The organism is Brevundimonas subvibrioides (genome assembly GCF_027271155.1).
Classification (GTDB): Bacteria; Pseudomonadota; Alphaproteobacteria; order Caulobacterales; family Caulobacteraceae; genus Brevundimonas; species Brevundimonas subvibrioides_D.
Genome location: NZ_CP114542.1, coordinates 2,214,338 through 2,235,266 on the forward strand (window position 1 = coordinate 2,214,338; position 20,929 = coordinate 2,235,266).

A 20,929-nucleotide genomic window follows, 5' to 3' on the forward strand; every position below is an offset into this window, starting at 1 on the left:
GGATCACGCTCCGGCGGCGGGTGCCGGGGGCACCGCGGCGTCCAGGCCCGCGTCATGCTTCAACCGCGCGGCGACCGGCTCGGCGATCCGCAGATAGCCCGCCATCGACATGTGGATTCCATCGTTGGCCCGCATCAGGCGCCGCCGCCCGGTGCCCGTCTCGGGCAGATAGGCGTCGTAGTCGCCGTCCGCGTTCTCGGTGAGGCTTTCAGTCTCGATAAAGGGCACGCCCAGCGCCGCCATCCGGGCGGACACCACCTGGTTGATCAGGGTCATCTTCTCGTCGAACCCGGCTCGCTTCATCCGGGGCAGGCCGACCCAGTAGACCGCGATGTCCCGGCCCCGCAGCATCCCCACCAGGTCATCGACCCGTTTGGCATAGGCGACTTTCCAGCCCTCGGTGCCGAAATCATGAATCTCGCCGTCCATGCTGATGCCCTGGGCATCGTTGGTGCCAAACAGGATCACGGCGACATCGACCGGCTGTTCCGCGATCTGGCGCGCCGTCTTGGCCTGGATATCGACATAGTCGTAGCGGCTGAGGCCCGTGGAGACCTCGCTGAACTTGGTGACACTGACGCCCGGCCGGGATCGCAGATCGCGATAGAGCGCGGTCCACAGCCCGTCGCCCATGGAATCGCCGAACACCCCGATGCGAAGATGTCCGCGCGCGGCCTTCTCCTGCAGCGGGGTCAAGGTCGGCAGCACGGGCACGGCGACCGGCAGGGCGGCCGGCTCGCCGGGTCCCGGCCCTGCGGAGGCACTGGCGGCTCCACCCGGCATCAGGGTGGGATGGCGCAGCCAGGCACGGCCGTCCGGCGTCAGGACCAGCCCGATGCCGATGCCCACGAGCAGAGCGGCCGTCACGGCATTGATGCCCGCCTTCACCCCGATACGCCCCCAAACGCAAACGACCCGGCTTCTATAGCCGGGCCGTCCAGCGCCGCGCCATGGCGCACGCGTCACGCACGAGCGAAAAGGTTAACGCAGCTCGGTGAAGAACAGCTCGGCCGGGAGGCTGTCGCCGCCGTAGGATCCAACCCAGATGTCATAGACACCCGACTGGGGCCGCCGGAAGGTCAGCTCGGCATCGTTGCTGCCGCCCGAGTCGTCGTCGCAGTACCACTGGCCATCCGGCCCGTTGACGACCAGGGTCACGTCACCGTTCGAGGTCGCCCCGATGGTCAGCGGCAGACTGCCCGCATCGTAGGTGATCTGGAAATCCGGAGCCGAGGCGATCCGGCCCGCGCAGCTGTCATCGACGGTCGAGGCATCGATACTGCCGCCCGCCAGCACCGACACGGTGTAGGGATCGCCGCGGAAGCCCGAGCTCAGATCGATCTCGCCATAGGCGGCCGTCGCCGAGCTGTCGGGATAGGTGCTGCCATAGTCGGCGTTGCGACCGTTGTTGCGGTTGTCGTTGTCGTAGAAATCATTCCGGCGGTCGTCGTCGCGCCGGCCGTTTCCACGGTCGTAGCTGTCGTTGTCGCCATAGTTGTTGCTGCGACCATAATCGCTGCCCAGCTCGGTCACGAACAGTTCGGCCGAACCGCTGTCGCCGCCGAACGCGCCGACCCAGACGTCATAGGTGCCGGACTGCGGGCGCGAATAGGTGATTTCCGGATCGGTCCCGCCACCCGAATCATCGTCGCAGGTCCAGCGCCCGTCGGGGCCGTTGATGACAAGGGTCGTATCGACCTCACCGTTGACGCCGAACGTCAGAGGCAGGCCGCCGGCGTCATAGGTCAGCTGGAAATCGGGGGCCCGTGCGACCATGCCGGTGCAGCCGCTGGCGATCTCCGAAGCATCGATGCTGCCCCCCGAGGTCACCGACACCCGGTAGGGATCCTCGTCGAAACCGGAGTCCAGATAGACCTCGCCATAGGTCGCCGTGGCGCTGGCATCCACGCCGGTGCCATACGACTGGCCGTAGCCACTGTTGCCATACTGACCATAGGGTGCGGTGGTCCCCGTGGTGTATGGATCGACCGCACAGCCCGACAGGCCGATCGCAGCCGCCCCGCCCAGTACCAACCAAAGTTTCATGACCCGTCTCTCCCGGACTTCTCGTCCCCGGGTGCAACAGATATCATTGCCCGGCACAAGACAATGCCTCCGGCCAAGCTGTCTGAATCCGTCAGGTGCGGCCAGCCACCGCGCGGGTCGCCAGGTAACCCAGGGTCGCCGCCGCCGTGGTCAGGAAGGTGCCCCAGCACAGGTCTATGATCGTCAGCTTCCACTGCCAGACCGCCAGCGTCGCCTGATTGGTCAGGTCATAGGTGGCATAGGCCACGAACCCCAGGGCCGCGCCATTGATCGCCGCCCGCGTCCAGGTCCCCTCCTTCAGCGCCGGGGCGACCGCCAGGAAGACCACGCCGCCGATATAGATCAGATAGAAGGCAACCGCCGCCACCATGTCCGGCTGGGGCGTCATGATCGGTCCGATGATCGGCTTGTACAGCCTGTCGGTCATGGTGGTCAGCCAGCCGTAGTCGACGGCCGCCATCGCCACGCCGGTGGCCACATAGGCCACGATCCATTTCAGCATTGAGTCAGGTCCTCAGGCGGGTTTCAGGCGATAGTGGGTGACGGCCCAGGTGTTGCCGCCGTCGTTTCCGAACAGGCCCGCCGTCGCCAGATAGAAGCGGCGCCAGCGACGGACCCACAGCCTGGCATTCTCGCGGCCATAGGTCTGCTGCATCAACTCCAGAACGCGGTCCGGGTTCGCATCCATCCTGGCCAGCCAGTCCTCGGCCGTGCGGGCATAGTTCATCCCGTTCCAGGTCCACTGCTGCTCGACTGTGAACAGGTCGGGAAACTGCCGCATCAGGTCCTGGCTCGGCATCACGCCGCCGGTGAAGAAATGCTGGGCGATGAAGTCGCCGCTGTCGGTGTGATCGAATCGATAGGGTGCGTCGCGGTGGGTGAAGATGTGGATGAACATCCGCCCGTCGGGCTTCAGCCAGCCCCTGGCCCGGGTCAGCAGGGCGCGCCAGTTGGCCATGTGCTCGAACATCTCGACCGAGACGATCCGGTCATAGGTCCCGGCCGCCGGGGCGTGAAAATCGTTCATGTCGCAGGTGATGACGTTCAGGTTCGCCAAGCCCCGCAGCCGGGCCTGCTCCTCGATATGGCCGCGCTGTCCGTGGCTGTTCGAGACCGCCGTGATCCGGCTGTTCGGATACTTTTCCGCCATCCACAGCGATAGCGATCCCCAGCCGCAGCCGAGTTCCAGCACGCCCTGCCCGTCCACCAGCTCGGCATGGGCGCAGCTTTCGGCCAGCGCCTTCTCCTCGGCCTGATCCAGTGTCTCGGCTCCGTCGCCGTACAGACAGCACGAGTATTTCAGCCGCGCGCCCAGGCAGATCCGGAAAAACTCCGGTGGCAGTTCGTAGTGCTGGTCGTTGGCGGCATCGGTGTGCTCGGCGATAGCCCGTGCCGCCATCTGGCGCGCGAACGCGGCCGAATCGTGCGGCCCTTCGCGGTCCAGCTTCTTCCGCGCTTCGGTCACCAGGCTGGCGATCGCCGGGCGGGTGACGAAGTCGGGAAAGGGCGCATCCTGCAGCTGGCGAATGGCGACGTTGGTGAGGTTCATGCGGCGATCCTGACATTGCGTGGGCGCTCGCGGCCCATTACGCCTGAGATCAGGTGTAACGGCTCCGCTGCGGAAGACCACCCAGCTACGCGGCTTCAGGCGCGACGGATGATCTCATCCACGCACGGGCCCGCGCCGTAGCTTCGGGCCGAACACCCCGCCTGCTGTCCGGAGACCCCATGAGCGCCCACCTCGTCGCCTCGACCGATCACCCCGTTGCCAGAAAGCGCATCGCTGTGGTCGGGTCCGGCATCTCCGGCCTGTCCTGCGCCTGGCTGATGTCGAAGTCTCACGACGTCACCCTGTTCGAGGCCGACGACCGCATCGGCGGCCACTCCAACACGGTGGAGGCCCCCAGCCCCTCGTCGCCTGTCGCCGTCGATACCGGCTTCATCGTCTACAACGAGGACAACTATCCGAACCTGAAGGCCCTTTTCGAACACCTGTCGGTGCCGACCAAGGCCGCCCACATGTCCTTCGCTGTCAGCATGGACGACGGGGCCTTTGAATATTCCAGCCACGGCATCGCCGCCCTGTTCGCCCAGAAGCGCAACTACGCCAGCCCTCGCTTCTGGGGCATGATCGGCGACCTGCTGAGGTTCCAGAAACAGGCCCCCCGGGACCTGCCGGAGATGGAGCGGTCGGGTGAGACGCTGGTCCAGTACCTCGATCGCAACCGCTACGGCCGCCTGTTCCGCGACGCCCATCTGCTGCCCCAGGCCGCCGCCATCTGGTCCTCGACCCTGGACCAGATGACCGGCTATCCGGCGGCGTCCTTCGTCCGGTTCTATATGAACCACAACCTGCTGACCTATGACCTGAAGCCGACCTGGCGCACGGTGGATGGCGGCAGCCGGGAATACGTCCGTCGCCTGCATGCGGACTTCGCAGGCGAGACGGTGCTGGGCGCGGGGGTGGTCGGCGTGTCCCGCGACGCGCCCGGTGCCTCGGTCCGGTTCGCCGACGGACGCACCGAGCGGTTCGACGACGTCGTGCTCGCCACCCATTCCGATCAGGCCCTGCGCCTGCTGGACCAGCCGACGGCGGACGAGCGCCGCCTCCTGGGTGCGATCGGCTATCGCCCCAACCGCGCCATCCTGCACCGCGACACATCCCTGATGCCGAAACGCCGCAAGGCCTGGGCCGCCTGGACGCACAAGGGCTATTCCGACCGCGCGGGCGAAGGCGGCGTCACCTACTGGATGAACGAGCTCCAGTCCCTGTCCGGCCCGCCCCTGTTCGTCAGCCTGAACCCGGCCAAAGACCCCGACCCGGCCCTGGTGCTGGATGCGTGGGATTACGAACACCCGGTCTTCGACACCGCCGCCGTCCGCGCGCAAGGCGAGCTCTGGTCGCTGCAGGGCAAAGGCGGCGTCTGGTTCGCCGGTGCCTGGTTCGGCTCGGGTTTCCACGAGGACGGTCTGCAGGCCGGTCTGGCCGTGGCCGAGCAGCTCGGCGGCGTGCGTCGGCCCTGGTCGGTGGCCAACGAAAGCGGTCGCATCGCGCTGGCGGCACCCGCCGCCCTTTCCGAGGCGGCGTGACGACCATCCAACAATCCTCCCCCGCGCAGCGGGGGAGGGGGACCGCGCGAAGCGTGGTGGAGGGGGCGGACGCACGCACCGTCTCTGGGGTCGCCCCCTCCACCGCTTCGCGGTCCCCCTCCCCCGTTTCGCTGCGCTACTCGGGGGAGGATTTTTCGAACGCCCTCTACGTCGGCGAGGTCGTCCACCATCGCGTCTCCGGCATCCAGCACACCCTGCGCTACAGCCTCTATATGCTGCTGCTGGACCTCGACGCGGCCGAGGACGCCATCCGCCCCCTGCGCTGGCTCCGGAACGGTGCGTTCGGCCTGATGACCTGGCGCGCCCGAGACCATGGTGATCGCAGCGACACGCCCCTGCGCACCCAGGTCGAGCATCACCTGTCTGCTGCCGGCATCGACATTGCGGGCGGCCCGATCCGTCTGCTCTGCATGCCCCGCATCCTCGGCTACGGCTTCAACCCGCTGGCGGTCTATTTCTGCCATCGTCCCGACGGCACCCTGTCCGCCCTGCTCTATGAGGTGACCAACACCTTCAACGAGCGCCATTCCTATCTCGTCGCTGTGCCCGCAGAGGCCAGGCCGGGCGTGGTTCGCCAGACGACGGACAAGACCTTCTTCGTCTCGCCCTTCATGGACATGGCCTTGACCTATGACTTCACCGTCCATGCGCCGGATGAGGCGGTTTCGGTCGTCGTCGCCGTCCGTCGGGACGACACCCCGATCCTGACCGCGTCCTTCGCCGGAACGCGCCGCCCCCTGACCGACGCGGCCCTGTTGAAGGCCTGGATCACCCATCCCCTGCTGACGTGGAAGGTGATGTTCGGCATCCATTGGGAGGCCTTGCGCGGTCTGTTCAAGGGTGCGCGCTATCGGGAACGCGGCAAGCCTCCCGCCTATCCGGTGACGGTGGGCAAGGCGCGCTGATCCGGCTATCCCTTGCCCATCGGGCGTCGCCGATCTAGAGACGACCCGACGCCGCGTTATTCATCAGACGGTGAAAAAGGGGGAGCGATGCGCAAGATCTACGCCGATGCCAGAGCCGCACTGGAGGGTCTGACCTTCGACGGCATGACCGTCATGTCCGGCGGGTTCGGCCTGTGCGGCATCCCGGAGAATCTGATCGCCGCCCTGCGCGACACCGGCGTCAGGGACCTGACCGTCATCTCCAACAACGCGGGCGTCGATGGCTTCGGCCTGGGCCAACTGCTCGAAACGCGCCAGATCGCAAAGATGATCTCGTCCTACGTCGGCGAGAATAAGGAGTTCGAACGCCAATACCTGGCCGGTGAACTGCAGCTGGAGTTCAATCCCCAGGGCACCCTGGCCGAGCGCATCCGCGCGGGCGGGGCCGGCATCCCGGCCTTCTTCACCGCCACCGGCGTCGGCACCCTGGTGGCCGACGGCAAGGAGGTCCGGACCTTCGACGGCCGGGACTATGTCATGGAGACCGGCCTCGTCGCCGATCTGTCGATCGTCAAGGCCTGGAAGGCCGATGAGCGCGGCAACCTGGTGTTCCGCAAGACGGCCCGCAACTTCAATCCGATGATGGCCACCGCCGGCAAGGTCTGCGTCGTCGAGGTCGAGGAGATCGTGCCGACCGGCTCACTCGACCCCGACCACATCCACACGCCAGGCATCTACGTCGACCGCATCATCCAGGGCAGGTTCGAGAAGCGCATCGAGCAGCGCACCGTCCGCCAGCACGCCAATGCCTGACACCGACCCGCGCGCCCGACGCGGCGCGGCCTATATGGCGACGCTCGATCCCGGCCTCGAGGATGCCCTGCGCAAGGGCATGGCCCCGATCGCTCCCGACTTCGCCGACATGATGGTGCAGTTCGGCTATGGCGAGATGATGAGCCGTCCCGGCCTGGATCCTCGCGGTCGCCAGCTGGTCACCATCGGGGCCCTGACCGCGCTCGGCCACCCCGTGGATCAACTGAAGGGCCACATCAACGGAGCCCTGTCGGTCGGCGTCACGCCCGCCGAGATTGTCGAGGCGATCATGCAGGTCGCCCTCTACGCCGGCTTCCCCGCCGCCACCAATGGACTGCGCATCGCCAGGCGCGTCTTCGCCGACCGGGGCGTCAGCCCCCTGCCCGCAACCGGAGAACTCTGATGCCCCGCACCCGCGAACAGCTCGCCGAACGCGCCGCCCAGGAACTGCAGGACGGCTTCTATGTGAACCTGGGCATTGGCATCCCGACCTTGGTGGCCAACTATATTCCCGAGGGCATGGAGGTCACCCTGCAGTCCGAGAACGGCATGCTGGGGATGGGGCCCTTCCCCTATGACAACGAGGTCGATGCCGACCTTATCAATGCCGGCAAGCAGACCATCACCGAAATCCCCGAGAGCGCCTATTTCAGCTCCGCCGACAGCTTCGCCATGATCCGGGGCGGGCATATCAACCTGTCGATCCTGGGGGCCATGGAGGTGGCCGAGAACGGCGACATCGCCAACTGGATGATCCCCGGCAAGCTGGTGAAGGGTATGGGCGGGGCGATGGATCTGGTCGCGGGCGTCAAGCGCGTGGTCGTGGTGATGGAGCACGCCAACAAGCACGGCCAGTCCAAGGTGCTGAAGGCCTGCACCCTGCCCCTGACCGGAACCGGCGTGGTCAGCCGCATCATCACCGACCTGGCCGTCTTCGACGTCAAGCCGGACGGCTCGGGGCTGGAACTGATCGAACTGGCCGACGGCGTCACCCTGGACGAGGTCGCGGCCAGGACCGAGGCCAGCTACACGGTTTCGCAAACCCTGAACTCTGCGCCATAGTGAAGCCGGATATCGGACCCGCCAGAGGTCCGGGGGATGGAGGGGTCTATGGGTCGATCGAGGTCTGCCGGTTTGCCGGGCGGTGGTGCGCCTGTGCCGGACGCCGAGCGGGTCGCGGCGATCCGCTTCACCATCCTGGACGACCCTGACGCCAACGCAACCTTCGCCCAGGCCCCGCACGACGCCCTGACGGCCATCCATCAGCAGCAGGACGACGACGCCGTCGCCGGGACACTCGCGGAATGCCAGGCCGTCCTGACGCGGCTGAAGGCCGATGTCGAAGCCCTGGACGTCGCCGCCCTGGAACCTCGCAAGGGGCTTGCGGGCCTGTTCGACAGTCGGGCAAGGCGACTGAAGGCGTTCCGGGTAGCCTATGGTTCGGCTGCGTCGGCCGCGACCCGGATGGCGGATGACATCCACCGTCATGCCAGCCGCATTGCCGACCGCTCGGAAGCGCTGAACATCCTGTGGGACGAAGCGCGCGACGCCATCGTCGAACTGGATGCCCACATCGCCGCCGCCCGCGCCTGGCTGGATGACCGGGCGGACCCGGGGCTGCCTGCGCCCGAAGCGAGCGAGCCCGGACCGCTCGCGGAACCGGCTCCAGACCCGGCCGCGCCGCACCGCCTCGCCATCCGCGTCGAGGACCTGACCGCGTTGAGGCCGCCCGCCATTGCGCGGTTGGCGGACCTGCGTGCGGCCCAGAACGCCGTTCATGGCGTGCCGGCCGTGCTGACGGCGCTGCACGATCAGGTCGAGGCCTGGCGCGCGGACGGGGCGGACGTCCTGGGCCTGTCGGGCAGGAAACCCCGCAAGGTGAGACCGGCGGCGGACCGGCTGGTGGCGGCGCGGGACAGCCTCGCCCTGCGCATCTCGGCCGCCCTGGCCGAGATCGGCACCGCCATGGAGCGACGAGCAGAGATCAAGGCCCGCAGCCTAAAGCCCGGCCCGAAGGCCGAAGATGGTACCGCCTCTCAGGCTTGAACTGAGGACCTCCGGTTCCACAAACCGGCGCTCTAACCAACTGAGCTAAGGCGGCGCAGACGGCCCCGTGGGGCGACGCGAGGGGCGTTCTCTAGCGGGCCTGACGGAGCCGATCAAGACCGCATTCCCTATCCACAGCAGCGCCCAAAACAAAACGCCTCGGGGTGGCCCCCGAGGCGGTCTGTCGATTTGAAAACGTCGCCTGCCCTAGTCTGGCGCGTTGAAGCGGACGTTCCAGGTCACCCTGCCGCCAACGGCAACGCCATCAACAGATCTGGGTGAAAGCCGGGCACTCCTCGTCGAAGCCAAAGCGGCCCTTCCGAAGCCAGCACCCGCAGGCGTTTCAGAAACGACGCTACAGTTGCTGACACTGCCATTCGGATTGACGGTGCAGCTTAGCTGAACCGACCCAGAAATGCCCCGCTCCAGCGCCCGTTCGGGATAGTCCGGGATCGCCTGCCGTGACCACACAGGGTTCGTGATCACCGGCGGACGAACCGGAGCCGGCGGAGCGGGCGGAGGCGGCGGACCGGGGACGATCACCGGGGGACCCCGATACTCGACGCGGTCTTCCTTCTTCGTCGGCTCGATCGGCAGGGTGATCGGCGGCGGCGGAGCCGTGGTGTTGATCACCGGCGGACGGACCTGCAGCTTGGGCGGCGGCGGGGTGTCCGGCGGAGGTGGCGGCGGCGGAGGCGGCGGGGGCGGCGGGATCGGTTCGACGATCTCCACCTGAACCGCGTCGTCCTTGAACTCCAGCTTCTTCAGTTCGAACTTGGTCTTCTGCACCCAGAAGATCAGGACGCCGAAGAGGATGGTAACCACGCCGAGGGCGACGATCCAGACGACGGGCGACTGTTTCGTGCGCGGCGCGTCATACCGGCTGCGGTGATATTCAACGGGTGTATCTGTCATGTGATTTCCCGTTCCTACTGCGGCGCTTGGTCTTCGCCGACCAGGGCGACGCTGTAGAAGCCCGCGTCCTGGAGCGCGTTCATCGTCTGCATGAAGTCACCGTAACGCGTCTGCTGGTCCGCACGGATATAGATGCGTTCCTTGGTCGGATCGCGCCGACCGATCTGCTCGGTGAGCTCGCCTCCCAGGGTGTCGAAGCTGGTCTCATGGTCGCCGATGAAGACGCGCCCGTCGGTCTGGATCGAAATGAACACAGGCTTGGGCGGGTTTTCAGCGGGCGGCGCGAGGGCAACGGGAAGTTTCACCTCAATCGACACGGTAGCGACCGAAGACGCCACCATGAAGATGATCAGCAGAACCAGCATGATATCAACGAATGGCGTGACGTTGATATCAGCTGTTTGTTCGACGTGATACTTACCGCCGCCAGAACCTCCGAGTTTGGCGGCCATCTCGATTAAGCTCCCTTGTCGAGCTGGCGGGAAATGCCGTTCAGCAGTTCAGCGGCGAAGCCGTCCGAACGCGTGCCGTAGGCCGAGATGCGGGTGTTGAAGTAGTTGTAGAACACCACCGCCGGGATAGCGGCGAACAGGCCGATGCCGGTGGCCAGCAGAGCTTCGGCGATACCGGGGGCAACCGAGGCCAGGTTGGTGGTGTTGGATTCCACGATGCCGATGAACGAGTTCATGATGCCATAAACCGTACCGAACAGACCCACGAACGGGCCGGTCGATCCGACCGAGGCGAGGAACTGCTGTCCGCCGGAGAGACGCGAGGCCAGACCGGCCTGAACGGCGGCAACGGCCGATTGGGCACGGAACAGGGCCGAGTCGCGATGATCGCCGGTGACCGACAGGCCGGCCTGACGGGACAGTTCGACTTCTTCGGTGGCGGCGGCAGCCATATCGGCCAGCGGATTGCCGTCATATTCGTCCGAGGTGGCCACGCGGCGCATGTCGGCGATGGTGCGAGCGCCCCGGAACTCTTCCAGGAAACGGTCGGTCTTGCGGTTCAGGCCACCGTACTCGAGCAGCTTGATGATGAGCAGGGTCCAGGAGAAGACCGAGGCCAGCAGCAGGCCGATCATGACGACCTTAACGACCGGGGTCGCTTCCATGAACATGGAGACCGGGGTGATGCCGCCACCGTGTCCGCCAGCCTCTGCGGCAGGAGCTGCGGGGTCTGCGGCAGGAGCGGCCGCCGGGGCGGCTGTGGTCGCGGCGGAGGCGGCGGCGTCCGGAGCGGTCGTCGGGGCCTGGGCCAGTGCCGGCGAGCCCGCCATCAGCACGGCAGCGCCGGCCAGAGCGAGAAGAATGTTGGTCTTTTGCATGTGTCGCCAGTTCCTGCTTTTTGGTCTGACTCGTGGAACCCTGGAACCACAACGCGTCAGCACGCTGGGGCCCTTGATGAAATCGGTTTTGTCCCGCCGTCGGCCGGAATGGCCTTGACGTCGAAACGCCTTCTGTCGCGTCCGGTTGCCGAAAGGCCCCATCGGCGGGTTGGTCGGACGACCGTCAGACAAGAATCCGGCGATCGTTCGGCCGCTCACGCAAAGAAAGCGGTCAAGCTCCTTTGGCGAAGCGATACCGGAGCGTCAAGGGTTCAGAGGTGCTTTTCACCCCTCGGGCGAGCGCTTGCCCCAAATGCCTGCAATGTCACGCCACTGCTGCATTTCATCGTTAGATAAAACACCCCGTAATCCGGGATAACGGACCTGACGGATGGCGGGGGGAAGGTGGTGCCTGGGGGCGGATTCGAACCACCGACACGCGGATTTTCAATCCGCTGCTCTACCAACTGAGCTACCCAGGCGCACGCATCGAAATGCGGAGCGGGGTCTATAGGCGAGGCGAAACGGGGTGTCCAGCCGGGATCAATCGTCGTTTTCGGGATCGGCGTCGGGCAGGCCCTCGTCCGTGTCCGGCAGGACGTAGGCCCCGACCAGCCAGCGCTGCAGGTCAAGATCGGCGCACCGCCTGGAACAGAATGGTCTGTAGGCGGCGACCGTCTGGTTTTTGCGGCAGATCGGACAGAGGGGCATGGCGTTCATCCTTGTTCCACCGCCGTGTTTCCGCGCACCGCTGCTGGATCGACGACCAGCGAGGCCCGTGGACCCAGCCGCGCCACCAGCGGCCCGGCGGCCTCGGCTTCAACGGATGAGCATCGAATCCGGAGTCGCGGGCTGGCTGTGTCCAGTAGTAGCGCCAGGCGGAGCCGGCGGGTCAGATCGACGGCGCGGCTGGCGAGCGATGGGCGACCGTTCGCGTCCAGCAGCGCATCGTCGATCGGACGTCGCCGCCAGGTCAGCGACAATTGCAGCAGGCCGAAACGACTGACCGGGCCGATCGTCGCTTCACCGCCGAAAGCGGACCGGGCCATCCCGGATATCGCGCCGGGATCGAACGCCGTGCCGACCAGGTCGACGGCGACCAGCCCGGCCCACCCCTTCAGGCCGATCAGCCGGGCGGCCTGGATCAGACCCTCCCCATTGGCGCGCTCGCGGCCCCTGCGCGCGTCACGCCCCGGCAGGTGGGCATAGTCGATATCGACGGCGATCAGGGCCCGCGTCCGCTGAACGGCCAGATCGAGGGCGAAGGCGGGGAAGGCATGCACGGTGCCCAGGGCCTCTTCTTCAGCTTCCAGACTGGCCCGGATCGCCTCGACACCGGTCACGGGCGTGATACCGGGTGCCAGGGCACCGAGGGCCTCGATCACTGTAGGGCCCGGGGCAAGAAGTCGCGGTGGCCCCTCCCCTGCCCCGCGCAGGCGTAGTGCGGGCCCCTTGGCCTCCCGGGGTTCGGCGGCGACCTCGACCTCGACCGCCTGGCTCTCCGTCAGGCGAACGGTCTTCGAGAGCGGCAGAAACCCCATCGGGCCCGCGCCGCCCAGATCGACGAAGGCGGCGCGAAAGGCGGTATCGATCCTTGCGATCCGCCCGACGGACACGGCCCCCAGCCGGTGTGCGGCAGCATCCGTCTCGCGATGCACGATCAGGTGTTCGTAACGGCCATTCCGCGCGACGATGCCACGGACCTCCCCCGGCGTGTCGTCCAGAAACACCTCGACGTCGGTCATCGACGCCAGCCGGCCCCGGCCAGCAGATTCACCGTTTCCGGCAGGGGCAGCCCCATCACCGCCGGATGACTGCCGATGATCTTCAGGACGAAGGCTGCGGCGGGCCCCTGGATGCCATAGCCTCCGGCCTTGCCGCGCCAGTCTCCAGCATCGACATAGGCGTCGATCTCGGCCTGCGACAGGCGCTTGAAGGCGACGCGCGTATCGACGCAGCGATGCAGGATCCGGTCCCCGGCGGCCACGGCGACCCCGGTGAAGACGCGATGGTTGCGGCCGGAGAGACGTTGCAGGAACCGCCCGGCCTCATCGGGGCCTTCGGGCTTGCCGAGCAGGCGGCGGCCCACGGCGACAACGGTATCGGCGGCCAGGACGACGGCGTCCGGTGCCCGTGTGGCGACAACCTCGGCCTTGGAGCGTGCCAGGCGCACCGCAAGACGCGCCGGCGTTTCATCCTTCAGCGGCGTCTCGTCGATGTCCGCCGGGTCGATTCGATCGGGCGTGATCCCGATCAGCGCCAGAAGTTCGATGCGGCGCGGACTGGCCGAGGCCAGAACCAGTTCGGGGCGGGCGCGCACGAACGCCTTACTTGAAGCGGTAGGTGATGCGGCCCTTGGTCAGGTCATAGGGCGTCATTTCGACCAGCACCTTGTCGCCGGCCAGCACCCGGATGCGGTTCTTGCGCATCTTGCCGGCTGTATGGGCGATGATCTCGTGGTCGTTCCCCTCGAGCAGCACGCGGAACGTGGCGTTGGGCAGCAGTTCGCTGACCACGCCGGGAAACTCGAGCAGTTCTTCCTTAGCCATGCGGCCTCTCGCGCCCGGTGAATACGAAGAAAGGCTCGCGCCGGGCGAAAGCGCGAGCCGTAACAGGTGGGCGCTAATGCACCAAAACGTTCGGTTAGTCGAGTTCCCCTCCCCGCCGATCGTCGGCGAGGAGGGAAGGCTTCGTTCGTTACAGCGGCAGGGTGAAGGTGATCCCGCCCATGTTGCTGTCCGCGTGATCGCCGAAGCGACCGCGATAGGACAGCTCAACCTTGACCGGACCCAGGTCGCCCGACACGCCGGCCGAGGCCAGGATCTGACCGCCGAAGGGATCATCGTAGCGACGCGCCAGCGTCTGCGCCGGGTTGCCCGCGATGCCGACACGCACGTTGTTGGTGCTGTCATCGACGTTGTCGCGATAGCCGCCCTCGACATAGACGCCGAAGCCACCCACCTCGCCCTCGGCGCGAACCGAAGCCTCGGCCGTCACGGCGTGAACCGAGCGGTCGCTATAACGATAGGAGGCCGCGACACCCTGCTCGGTGTAGCCGTCCACATTGGCCGTCACATAGCTGACGGCCGCGCGGGGGGAGACGGCGATGCCGCCCAGGTCCAGCCACAGGCCACCCTGCACGCGCGCGCCGGTGCTCTGGCCGCGCGTCTCGCCCATCATGACGATCGGTGCCAGGGACGAGATGCGCTTGATGTCGTTGTAGTCGTCGCTGGCCACGCCGGCGGCGGCGTTCACGAACAGATCGCCCGACCGGTAGCCGGCATAGACGTCCAGTCCGATCGACTGCAGGTCAAAGCGATTGCGACCCGATTCGACATTGCCCTCGCGATAGGTGCCGGCCAGGCCGAACCGCATCGTCTCGGTGCCGGCTTCCAGAGCGCCGCGCACGACCGCGCCGTCGGCGGTCGCTTCCGCTACGTTGGTGCGGGCGTCGGTCTTGGTCCTGTCGTAGCCGCCGGTGAACGAAATGCTGGTCCCCGCGGTCCACGGGCCACGGCCCGACAGGCTTTCGGTCGCCGTGGCCAGGGTGTCCTCATGATGCCGGAAGGCCGTCTCGCCCTGCAGGGTGCTGCTGGAGCCCAGGTCGCCATAGTAAAGGTAGTCATTGGCCAGGGCCGCGAACAGCCGGTGACCGGCCGCCGTCGGGTGAACGGTGTCCCAGTACAGATAGGTGTCGGGCGTGGCGCAGACCGTCACGCCGTTCAGGCAGGGTGCCGTGACGTTGCTCAGGCCGAATCGCCCGGGATCGGCGGCGAGCGTGTCGCTGACCTTGGCGATGTCGAACAGGATGATGTTGGTGTTCGGGCGCGCCGCAGCGGTTGCCATCAGGCCGGCCGCGAGCGCCGAGTTGAAGGTGCTGCCCGAATAGTCGGCCAGGGCCGAGCCGGACGCGCCGACGGACGAAACCGCGAACTGCGGCGTCAGGCCGAGGCGAGGCAGGTTGGTGACCAGGATGGTGCCGGCACCCGCGCCTGCGACGGAGTTGACGATGAAGTTGATGTCCGAAGCGGCCGAGTTGGCGACGCCGGTCATGACCGTCTGCGCCGTCAGGGGATTGGTGGCCGCGCCCGGAAAGGCCTGGAAGATGTTGTTGGCGCCACCGAGAACGCTGACCAGATCACGCGGTCCGAATACGCCACCGGCCGTCGTATAGGTCGTCAGTTGCTGACGCATACCGGGCGGGAAAAGCAGGCTGTTGTCGGTGCGCGAGCCGCCGTAGGCGTAGTTGATGCTGCCCGTCACAGGCGCGCCTGCGGCCGAGACGCCGGCGGTGAAGCCGAGCAGTTCGGTGAACACAGGGCCGTTCGAGAACCGGCCCTGGAAATACGGTGGCGAGGTCGGCTGGGTGTTGCCCGACGCGCGATAAAGGTTGCCGTTGTCGCTCAGGCTGTCACCGAACACGACCAGCCGGTTGTACGACTGTGCCGAGGCCGTTCCGGCCATGCCGACGGATGCGGCGAGGGTCAGCGCAGCCAAGGCCGCACCGCGAAGAAGTCCTGACATATAATCCTCCATCGGCCGGCTGATCGCGACCGTTGACCTGTAGTCTGATGTGCTTTCGCGCGGACGCAAGATGCCGTGGGGTCAGCTTTCAGTGGAGCAGACGGAAACGAAGCGTTCCGGCAACACTTTTAAGCACACGGAGGGCCTGCGGATCATAGTCGCGATCGACATCGGTGATGACATAGCCGGTCCGTTCGTCGGTTTTCAGGTGCTGGCCCAGGATGTTCAGTCCGGCCGCCGAAAGCTCGCGGTTCAGCTCGGCCATCACCCCGGGCTGGTTCCGGTGAATGTGCAGGATGCGATGCCCGCCCGAAACGTCGGCCAGCTGTACGTTCGGCAGGTTGACGCAGAAGGTCGTGTCGCCGCGGTTGAGATAGCCCAGCAGGCGCTCGGCCGCGAACTCGGCAATGGCTTCCTGGGCCTCCTCGGTGGAACCGCCGATGTGAGGCGTCAGGATGACGTTCCTCAAGCCCCGCAGGGGACTGTCGAACGGGTCAGCGTTGGTGCGGGGTTCCTCGGGAAACACGTCCAGCGCCGCGCCACCGACCCTCCCCGATCCAATGGCCTGCGACAGGGCCCCGATGTCGACGACATGACCCCGCGACAGGTTCAGGAACAGGGTGCCTGGCCGCATCGCCTGAAACTGGGCGGCCCCGATCAGATGAGTGTTTTCCTTGCGCCCGTCGACATGCAGGGACACGACATCGGACTCGGCCAGCAGGGCGTCGAGATTTCGCATCCGCCGGGCATTGCCCAGCGCCAGACGTTCCGACAGGTCATGGAAAATGACGCGCATGCCCAGCGCCTCGGCCAGAACCGACAACTGCGATCCGATGGCGCCATAGCCGACGATACCCAGCGTCTTGCCGCGCAGTTCGCGCGAGCCGTCGGCGGACTTGTTCCATTCGCCCCTGTGCATGGCGGATGATTTGTCGGCCACGTCGCGCATCAGGGCGATGGTCAGACCGATGGCCAGTTCGACCACGCTTCGCGTGTTGGAATAGGGCGCGTTGAACACGGCGACGCCCTGCGCTGCCGCCGCGTCGAGATCGATCTGGTTGGTGCCGATGCAGAAGGCCGCGATCGCCATCAACCGGTCGGCCTCGGCCAGCACCCGCTCGGTGACATTGGTCTTGGACCGGATCCCCAGGACGTGGACCCCCTTGATCGCCGCGATCAGGTCGTCCTCGTCGAGCGCCCCCTTACGGGTCTCGACCGAATAGCCCGCCTCTTCCAGACGCTCGACCGCGGCGGGGTGGATGTTTTCCAGCAACAGCATCCGTATGCGGTTGCGAGGGTATGACCAGCGCCCGGCCAGACCCTCGGCATGGAGCAGTTCGTCCATCGAGGTCGCCTCGCCGTCCGCGACCGCGACGACCCTGTCGCGTCGTGCGATCTCGGTGAAGGCGTAGAAGCGGTCGGCGGCACCGGCCAGCTTCACCTCGGCATCGTTCCACCCGTCCCCGACCATGACGACCGGACCGGCCAGACGCAGTTGCCGGATCACGACGGGCTTGCCGTTCTCGCGCGCGAGGGGATTGGCCTCGTCGACCCCCGTCACCCGGCCCTCGGCATCATAGAGGAAGTCGTTGCAAAGCACGCGCTCGGACGCGATGCCGAGCCGTTCGGCAATAGGGGCGATGATTTCGCGGAAGCCGCCGGACAGGATGTAGATGTGGTCCGCGTGCTCGTTGAAGAAGCGCAGATTGCGCCGCACCGAGGGCGTCCCCTCGTCCAGAATGCGATCGGCCAAGGCCCGGACGTGGTCGCGCGTCAGCGGCAGCATCGCCAGACGCGCCTTCAGCGCGGCCCCGAAGTCGAGCTCGCCGGACATGGCCCTGTCGGTGATCGCCGCGATTTCCTTACGGATCGAATCGGCCCCCTCGACGCCCGCCAGCGCGATGTCCGCCAGGGCTTCCAGCGTTTCGATACGCACCAGGGTCGAGTCGAAGTCGAAGATCAGCGTCGGAGTGGCCATGGCACTCTTTCGCCGACCTTCGCTATTGCAGCAACGACTTTCGTGGGTCGATCAGAGGCCGGTGATGCGACGCACCCGGCTGTCAGGGCGCTGGCTTTCCAGCGCGGCGGCACCGATGGCGGCGGCGATGGTGGCGACGGCCAGTAGCGCCCCGCCCTCGGCGGCGTGATCCTTCGCGTAACGTCCCGCGTCGTCGGCATAACGACGGGCCGAGCGACCCGTCTGTTCCGCATAGCGCCGCGCTTCACGCACATATTTGCGGCGCTGCTTTTCCGACATGGCGCGCTGACCGCGCTTGAGCGCCTTCCTGGCTTTATGGCGCGCGTCGTCGCCCAGATCACTGACGGTCTCGCCGAACTCGCCCGCACGCTCTGTCAGGCCGCGCGAGATGTCCTCGAACCGGTGACGCAGCGCCTCGGCATCCAGCCAGCCGCGCGGATCCATCCGGGCAAGCAGCGCCTCATCGCGCACGGGGCCTGTCCGCCGGGTCAGCAGATAGGTGACCAGGGCCGCCGTCGCGACGATGGCGAGCGAACCCGCCGTGATGCCGGGGTGCTTGCGGGCCTCGGCCAGAGCGCTGAACTGTCGAACCATGGGATAATGAACCTCTTCGTCGAAGCCGTCGTCGGAGGGCTCGTAAAGCCCGTCGTCGTACGGCTGGTCGGCGGAACCCCTGTCCCGCATCGCAACAGGAGCGAACCGCGCGAAGAGTGGTTCCGCCAGGCCGGGCAGCAGGGAATAGAAAGACGCGATCAGGCGGCCGCCCCCGCCCACCGTGATCTCGCGAATCGGATGGCTGGCACACCACAGGATGGTGTCGGCCACCACGTGGGTGGCATAGACCGGCTGCGGGTTCCGCATCATCCGGCCCGTCAGGTTCCGGGCATGGCGGCTGTACGGCGTGTCCACCGCCGACGGCTTGACCAGGCTGACCGCCACCGGCGCGCCCTCGCGCATCAGTTCCATGCGGAAGGCGTTGGTGAACCCCTTCACCGCGTGCTTCGACGCCGAATAGACGCCCTGTACCGGCATCGGCGCATCGCCCAGAACCGAGCCGACATTGATGATGGTCCCGCCACCCGGTTGGGTTCTCAGATGTTCGGCGGCGACCAGGGACCCGTTCACCACGCCCCAGTAGTTCGTCTCGAACACCCGGTGCTGATCCTCCAGCGTCGTCTCGCGAATGGGGCCATGGCTCGACACCCCGGCGTTGTTGACCCAGGTATCGAAACCACCGAACAGCCGCCGGCACTTGTCGGCCGCAAGGGCCAGATCGTCGTGATCGGCCACATCGGCGACGGCATAGGCAACCCGCGCGCCCTCTCGCTGCAGTTCCTCGACCAGCGCCTTCAGGTCCTGCTCGCCCCGCGCGATCAGGAAGACGCAGGCACCCGCGGCGGCCGCGCGGCGGGCCGTCGACAGTCCGATCCCGGACGTCGCGCCCGTGATAACGATGGCCTGCTGGTCCAGGCGTTTCAGGGTCGGTCTGGTCGGCATGATCGGCTTTCAGCGGCGTCTGGATCGAAAACGAGGCGGCCCCGAGGGCGGTTCCGGTGGATAGCACGCCCTGCCCCACCCTTACCAAGTCGCTCGCGGTTTCCTATCTTGCCGCCTTCTCGATATTTCGCCCTGCCCAAGGACACGCCGTGACCGATCACGAGCCCGCTGCCGCGTTCACCTCCAGCGACCACCCCGCCGACGATCTGGCCGCCGCCTTCCAGATCGACGGCTGGCCCGTGCGCGGTCGTCTGGTCCGCCTGGGAGAGACGATCGACACCATCCTGTCGGCCCATGCCTATCCCGAGCCGGTCGCGGCCCTGCTGGGCGAGGCCTGTGCGCTCGCGGCCCTGGTCGGTTCGGCGCTGAAGTTCGAGGGTCGGCTGATCGTTCAGGCCCAGGGCGATGGCCCGGTCCGCTATGTCGTCGCCGACTATGACACCGAAGGGCACCTGCGCGGCTACTGTCGCTTCGATGAAGCCGAGGTGGCCGAAGCCTCGAAGGGTTTCGTCCGCCCGGGCGCCAGGGCTCTGCTGGGTCAGGGGGTGTTCGTCATGACCCTGGATCGCGGACCCGACTTCGAGCGCACCCAGGGCATCACCCCGATCGAGGGCGAGAGCCTGTCGCTGGCGGCCGAGCATTATTTCGTCCAGTCCGAACAGATCCCGACCAGGGTGCATCTGGCGGTCGGCTCGGTCACGAGCGGGGCCGGCACGGCCTGGCGCGCGGGCGGGGCGCTGATCCAGCTGATCGCCGCCGACGACGCGCGTGGCTCGACCGAAGAAGTCTGGGACCGCACCCGCGCCCTGTTCCAGACCCTGGGCGACGACGAGCTGATCGACCCCACGATCACGCCCGAGACCCTGCTGTTCCGCCTGTTCCACGAGGACGGCGTACGGCTGGAAGACCCGCGCGCCCTGAAGGCCATCTGCCGCTGCTCGGCCGACCGCATCCAGTCGGTCCTCGGGTCGTTCTCGGAGGCCGAGCGCGCCGACATGGTCGAGCCGGACGGCAAGATCCATGTGACATGCGAATACTGCGCCAGCGTCTACAAGCTGGATCCCGACGCCGTCGCGGCAGAAGCGGTCTAGCCTTCCAGATCCAGCGAATAGCCCGCCGATCGGACCGTCCGGATCGGGTTGGCGCTTTCATCGACGTTCAGGGCCTTTCGCAGGCGACCGACGTGGACGTCGACCGTGCGGGCCTCGACGTAGACGTCACTGCCCCAGACGGCGTCCAGCAGTTGTTCGCGGCTGAAGACCCGGCCCGGGTGGCGCATGAAGTGGTCCAGCAGCCGGAACTCGGTCGGGCCCAGATGGACCTCCTTGCCCGAGCGCTTCACCCGGTGGGCGACGCGGTCGATGATGATGTCGCCGTGACCCACGCGGTCGTCGGCCAGACCGGGCCGGATACGGCGCAGGACGGCCCGGATGCGGGCGATAAGCTCGGTCATCGAGAAGGGCTTGGTCAGATAGTCGTCGGCACCGGTGTCCAGACCGCGCACCCGATCCGATTCCTCGCCCCGCGCGGTCAGCATAATGACCGGCAGGTTGCGGGTCTCGGGGCGGCCGCGCAGGCGGCGGCAGACCTCGATCCCCGACACCTTGGGCAGCATCCAGTCCAGCAGGACCAGGTCCGGCTGGCGCTCGTCGATCTGGACCAGACCCTCCTCGCCATCGGCGGCGACGACGACGTCATAGCCCTCCTTTTCGAGGTTGTACTGAAGCAGGGTCGCCAGCGCGTCCTCGTCTTCCATCACCAGGATGTAGGGCTGCATGTCGGTCT

Annotated in this window: 22 protein-coding genes, 2 tRNA genes and 1 pseudogene; 7 read left to right on the forward strand and 18 right to left on the reverse strand. The window is 66.9% G+C overall.

Annotation, left to right across the window (positions count from 1 at the left end):
• Nucleotides 1-3 precede the first annotated feature (3 nt).
• The 4 genes from O3139_RS11130 to O3139_RS11145 form a co-directional block, all read right to left on the reverse strand.
• Entirely contained in the window at nucleotides 4-888 is an 885-nt protein-coding gene (locus O3139_RS11130) for a DUF459 domain-containing protein (RefSeq protein WP_269514144.1), read from the reverse strand.
• A gap of 93 nt (nucleotides 889-981) precedes the next feature.
• A complete protein-coding gene (locus O3139_RS11135; protein WP_269514145.1) occupies nucleotides 982-2,046 on the reverse strand; it encodes a peptidase in 1,065 nt (354 codons plus the stop codon).
• A 91-nt stretch (nucleotides 2,047-2,137) separates the two neighbouring features.
• Nucleotides 2,138-2,548, reverse strand: a complete 411-nt coding sequence (locus tag O3139_RS11140) for a DUF2177 family protein (protein WP_269514146.1) — start codon at nucleotides 2,546-2,548, stop codon at nucleotides 2,138-2,140.
• Nucleotides 2,549-2,560: 12 nt separating this feature from the next.
• Nucleotides 2,561-3,595 (reverse strand): SAM-dependent methyltransferase, encoded by a 1,035-nt coding sequence (locus O3139_RS11145; RefSeq protein ID WP_269514147.1) that lies wholly within the window; start codon nucleotides 3,593-3,595, stop codon nucleotides 2,561-2,563.
• Between the two features lie 179 nt (nucleotides 3,596-3,774).
• On the opposite strand from O3139_RS11145, the gene O3139_RS11150 reads away from it, so the two are divergent.
• From O3139_RS11150 to O3139_RS11175, 6 genes are all read left to right on the forward strand, one after another.
• A complete protein-coding gene (locus tag O3139_RS11150) occupies nucleotides 3,775-5,136 on the forward strand; it encodes an NAD(P)/FAD-dependent oxidoreductase (protein WP_269514148.1) in 1,362 nt (453 codons plus the stop codon).
• 53 nt (nucleotides 5,137-5,189) lie between these two features.
• Nucleotides 5,190-6,062, forward strand: coding sequence for a DUF1365 domain-containing protein (locus tag O3139_RS11155; RefSeq protein ID WP_269514149.1), 873 nt, complete (start codon nucleotides 5,190-5,192; stop codon nucleotides 6,060-6,062).
• Nucleotides 6,063-6,149: 87 nt separating this feature from the next.
• Nucleotides 6,150-6,854, forward strand: a complete 705-nt coding sequence (locus O3139_RS11160) for a CoA transferase subunit A (RefSeq protein WP_269514150.1) — start codon at nucleotides 6,150-6,152, stop codon at nucleotides 6,852-6,854.
• Nucleotides 6,847-7,257 carry a carboxymuconolactone decarboxylase family protein gene (locus O3139_RS11165; RefSeq protein ID WP_269514151.1) on the forward strand — a complete coding sequence of 137 codons (411 nt, stop codon included), beginning with the start codon at nucleotides 6,847-6,849 and terminating at the stop codon, nucleotides 7,255-7,257. The genes O3139_RS11160 and O3139_RS11165 overlap by 8 nt, the downstream gene beginning before the upstream one ends.
• Nucleotides 7,257-7,916 carry a 3-oxoacid CoA-transferase subunit B gene (locus tag O3139_RS11170; protein ID WP_269514152.1) on the forward strand — a complete coding sequence of 220 codons (660 nt, stop codon included), beginning with the start codon at nucleotides 7,257-7,259 and terminating at the stop codon, nucleotides 7,914-7,916. The genes O3139_RS11165 and O3139_RS11170 overlap by 1 nt, the downstream gene beginning before the upstream one ends.
• A gap of 48 nt (nucleotides 7,917-7,964) precedes the next feature.
• Complete coding sequence (locus O3139_RS11175) at nucleotides 7,965-8,900, forward strand: toxic anion resistance protein (RefSeq protein ID WP_269514153.1); 936 nt, start codon at nucleotides 7,965-7,967, stop codon at nucleotides 8,898-8,900.
• Here O3139_RS11175 and O3139_RS11180 read toward each other — a convergent pair.
• The 13 genes and pseudogenes from O3139_RS11180 to O3139_RS11235 all read right to left on the reverse strand — a co-directional run bounded on the left by O3139_RS11180 (nucleotide 8,879) and on the right by O3139_RS11235 (nucleotide 19,144).
• Nucleotides 8,879-8,955: transfer RNA gene (locus O3139_RS11180), tRNA-His, on the reverse strand. The two genes, O3139_RS11175 and O3139_RS11180, sit on opposite strands and share 22 nt — an antisense overlap.
• Nucleotides 8,956-9,107: 152 nt before the next feature.
• Nucleotides 9,108-9,815, reverse strand: coding sequence for an energy transducer TonB (locus O3139_RS11185; RefSeq protein WP_269514154.1), 708 nt, complete (start codon nucleotides 9,813-9,815; stop codon nucleotides 9,108-9,110).
• Between the two features lie 14 nt (nucleotides 9,816-9,829).
• The gene (locus tag O3139_RS11190; RefSeq protein ID WP_269514155.1) at nucleotides 9,830-10,267 is read right to left on the reverse strand and encodes a biopolymer transporter ExbD; all 438 of its coding nucleotides are present in this window, start codon (nucleotides 10,265-10,267) and stop codon (nucleotides 9,830-9,832) included.
• A gap of 5 nt (nucleotides 10,268-10,272) precedes the next feature.
• Nucleotides 10,273-11,145, reverse strand: a complete 873-nt coding sequence (locus O3139_RS11195) for a MotA/TolQ/ExbB proton channel family protein (RefSeq protein WP_269514156.1) — start codon at nucleotides 11,143-11,145, stop codon at nucleotides 10,273-10,275.
• Nucleotides 11,146-11,551: 406 nt separating this feature from the next.
• Nucleotides 11,552-11,627 (reverse strand) — tRNA-Phe (locus tag O3139_RS11200).
• 61 nt (nucleotides 11,628-11,688) lie between these two features.
• Nucleotides 11,689-11,856 carry a DNA gyrase inhibitor YacG gene (locus O3139_RS11205; protein ID WP_209323072.1) on the reverse strand — a complete coding sequence of 56 codons (168 nt, stop codon included), beginning with the start codon at nucleotides 11,854-11,856 and terminating at the stop codon, nucleotides 11,689-11,691.
• A gap of 5 nt (nucleotides 11,857-11,861) precedes the next feature.
• Entirely contained in the window at nucleotides 11,862-12,890 is a 1,029-nt protein-coding gene (locus tag O3139_RS11210) for an RNA-binding protein (protein ID WP_269514157.1), read from the reverse strand.
• Nucleotides 12,887-13,465: a Maf family protein gene (locus O3139_RS11215; protein ID WP_269514158.1), complete on the reverse strand. Its 579-nt coding sequence runs from the start codon at nucleotides 13,463-13,465 to the stop codon at nucleotides 12,887-12,889. The genes O3139_RS11210 and O3139_RS11215 overlap by 4 nt, the downstream gene beginning before the upstream one ends.
• Nucleotides 13,466-13,472: 7 nt before the next feature.
• Entirely contained in the window at nucleotides 13,473-13,694 is a 222-nt protein-coding gene (gene infA / locus O3139_RS11220; RefSeq protein WP_013269122.1) for a translation initiation factor IF-1, read from the reverse strand.
• A 148-nt stretch (nucleotides 13,695-13,842) separates the two neighbouring features.
• The gene (locus O3139_RS11225; protein WP_269514159.1) at nucleotides 13,843-15,669 is read right to left on the reverse strand and encodes an autotransporter domain-containing protein; all 1,827 of its coding nucleotides are present in this window, start codon (nucleotides 15,667-15,669) and stop codon (nucleotides 13,843-13,845) included.
• An 88-nt stretch (nucleotides 15,670-15,757) separates the two neighbouring features.
• Nucleotides 15,758-17,014: a phosphoglycerate dehydrogenase gene (gene serA, locus O3139_RS11230; protein ID WP_420022355.1), complete on the reverse strand. Its 1,257-nt coding sequence runs from the start codon at nucleotides 17,012-17,014 to the stop codon at nucleotides 15,758-15,760.
• Between the two features lie 108 nt (nucleotides 17,015-17,122).
• Nucleotides 17,123-17,647: pseudogene (locus O3139_RS14735) on the reverse strand (HAD-IB family phosphatase); the annotation flags it as partial.
• Nucleotides 17,648-17,698: 51 nt separating this feature from the next.
• Nucleotides 17,699-19,144 (reverse strand): SDR family oxidoreductase, encoded by a 1,446-nt coding sequence (locus tag O3139_RS11235; RefSeq protein ID WP_269514161.1) that lies wholly within the window; start codon nucleotides 19,142-19,144, stop codon nucleotides 17,699-17,701.
• A gap of 149 nt (nucleotides 19,145-19,293) precedes the next feature.
• Here O3139_RS11235 and O3139_RS11240 point away from each other — a divergent pair, with 149 nt between their 5' ends.
• Nucleotides 19,294-20,235, forward strand: coding sequence for an Hsp33 family molecular chaperone (locus tag O3139_RS11240; RefSeq protein ID WP_269514162.1), 942 nt, complete (start codon nucleotides 19,294-19,296; stop codon nucleotides 20,233-20,235).
• Here O3139_RS11240 and phoB read toward each other — a convergent pair.
• Nucleotides 20,232-20,921 (reverse strand): phosphate regulon transcriptional regulator PhoB, encoded by a 690-nt coding sequence (gene phoB, locus O3139_RS11245; RefSeq protein WP_269514163.1) that lies wholly within the window; start codon nucleotides 20,919-20,921, stop codon nucleotides 20,232-20,234. The two genes, O3139_RS11240 and phoB, sit on opposite strands and share 4 nt — an antisense overlap.
• Nucleotides 20,922-20,929 lie beyond the last annotated feature (8 nt).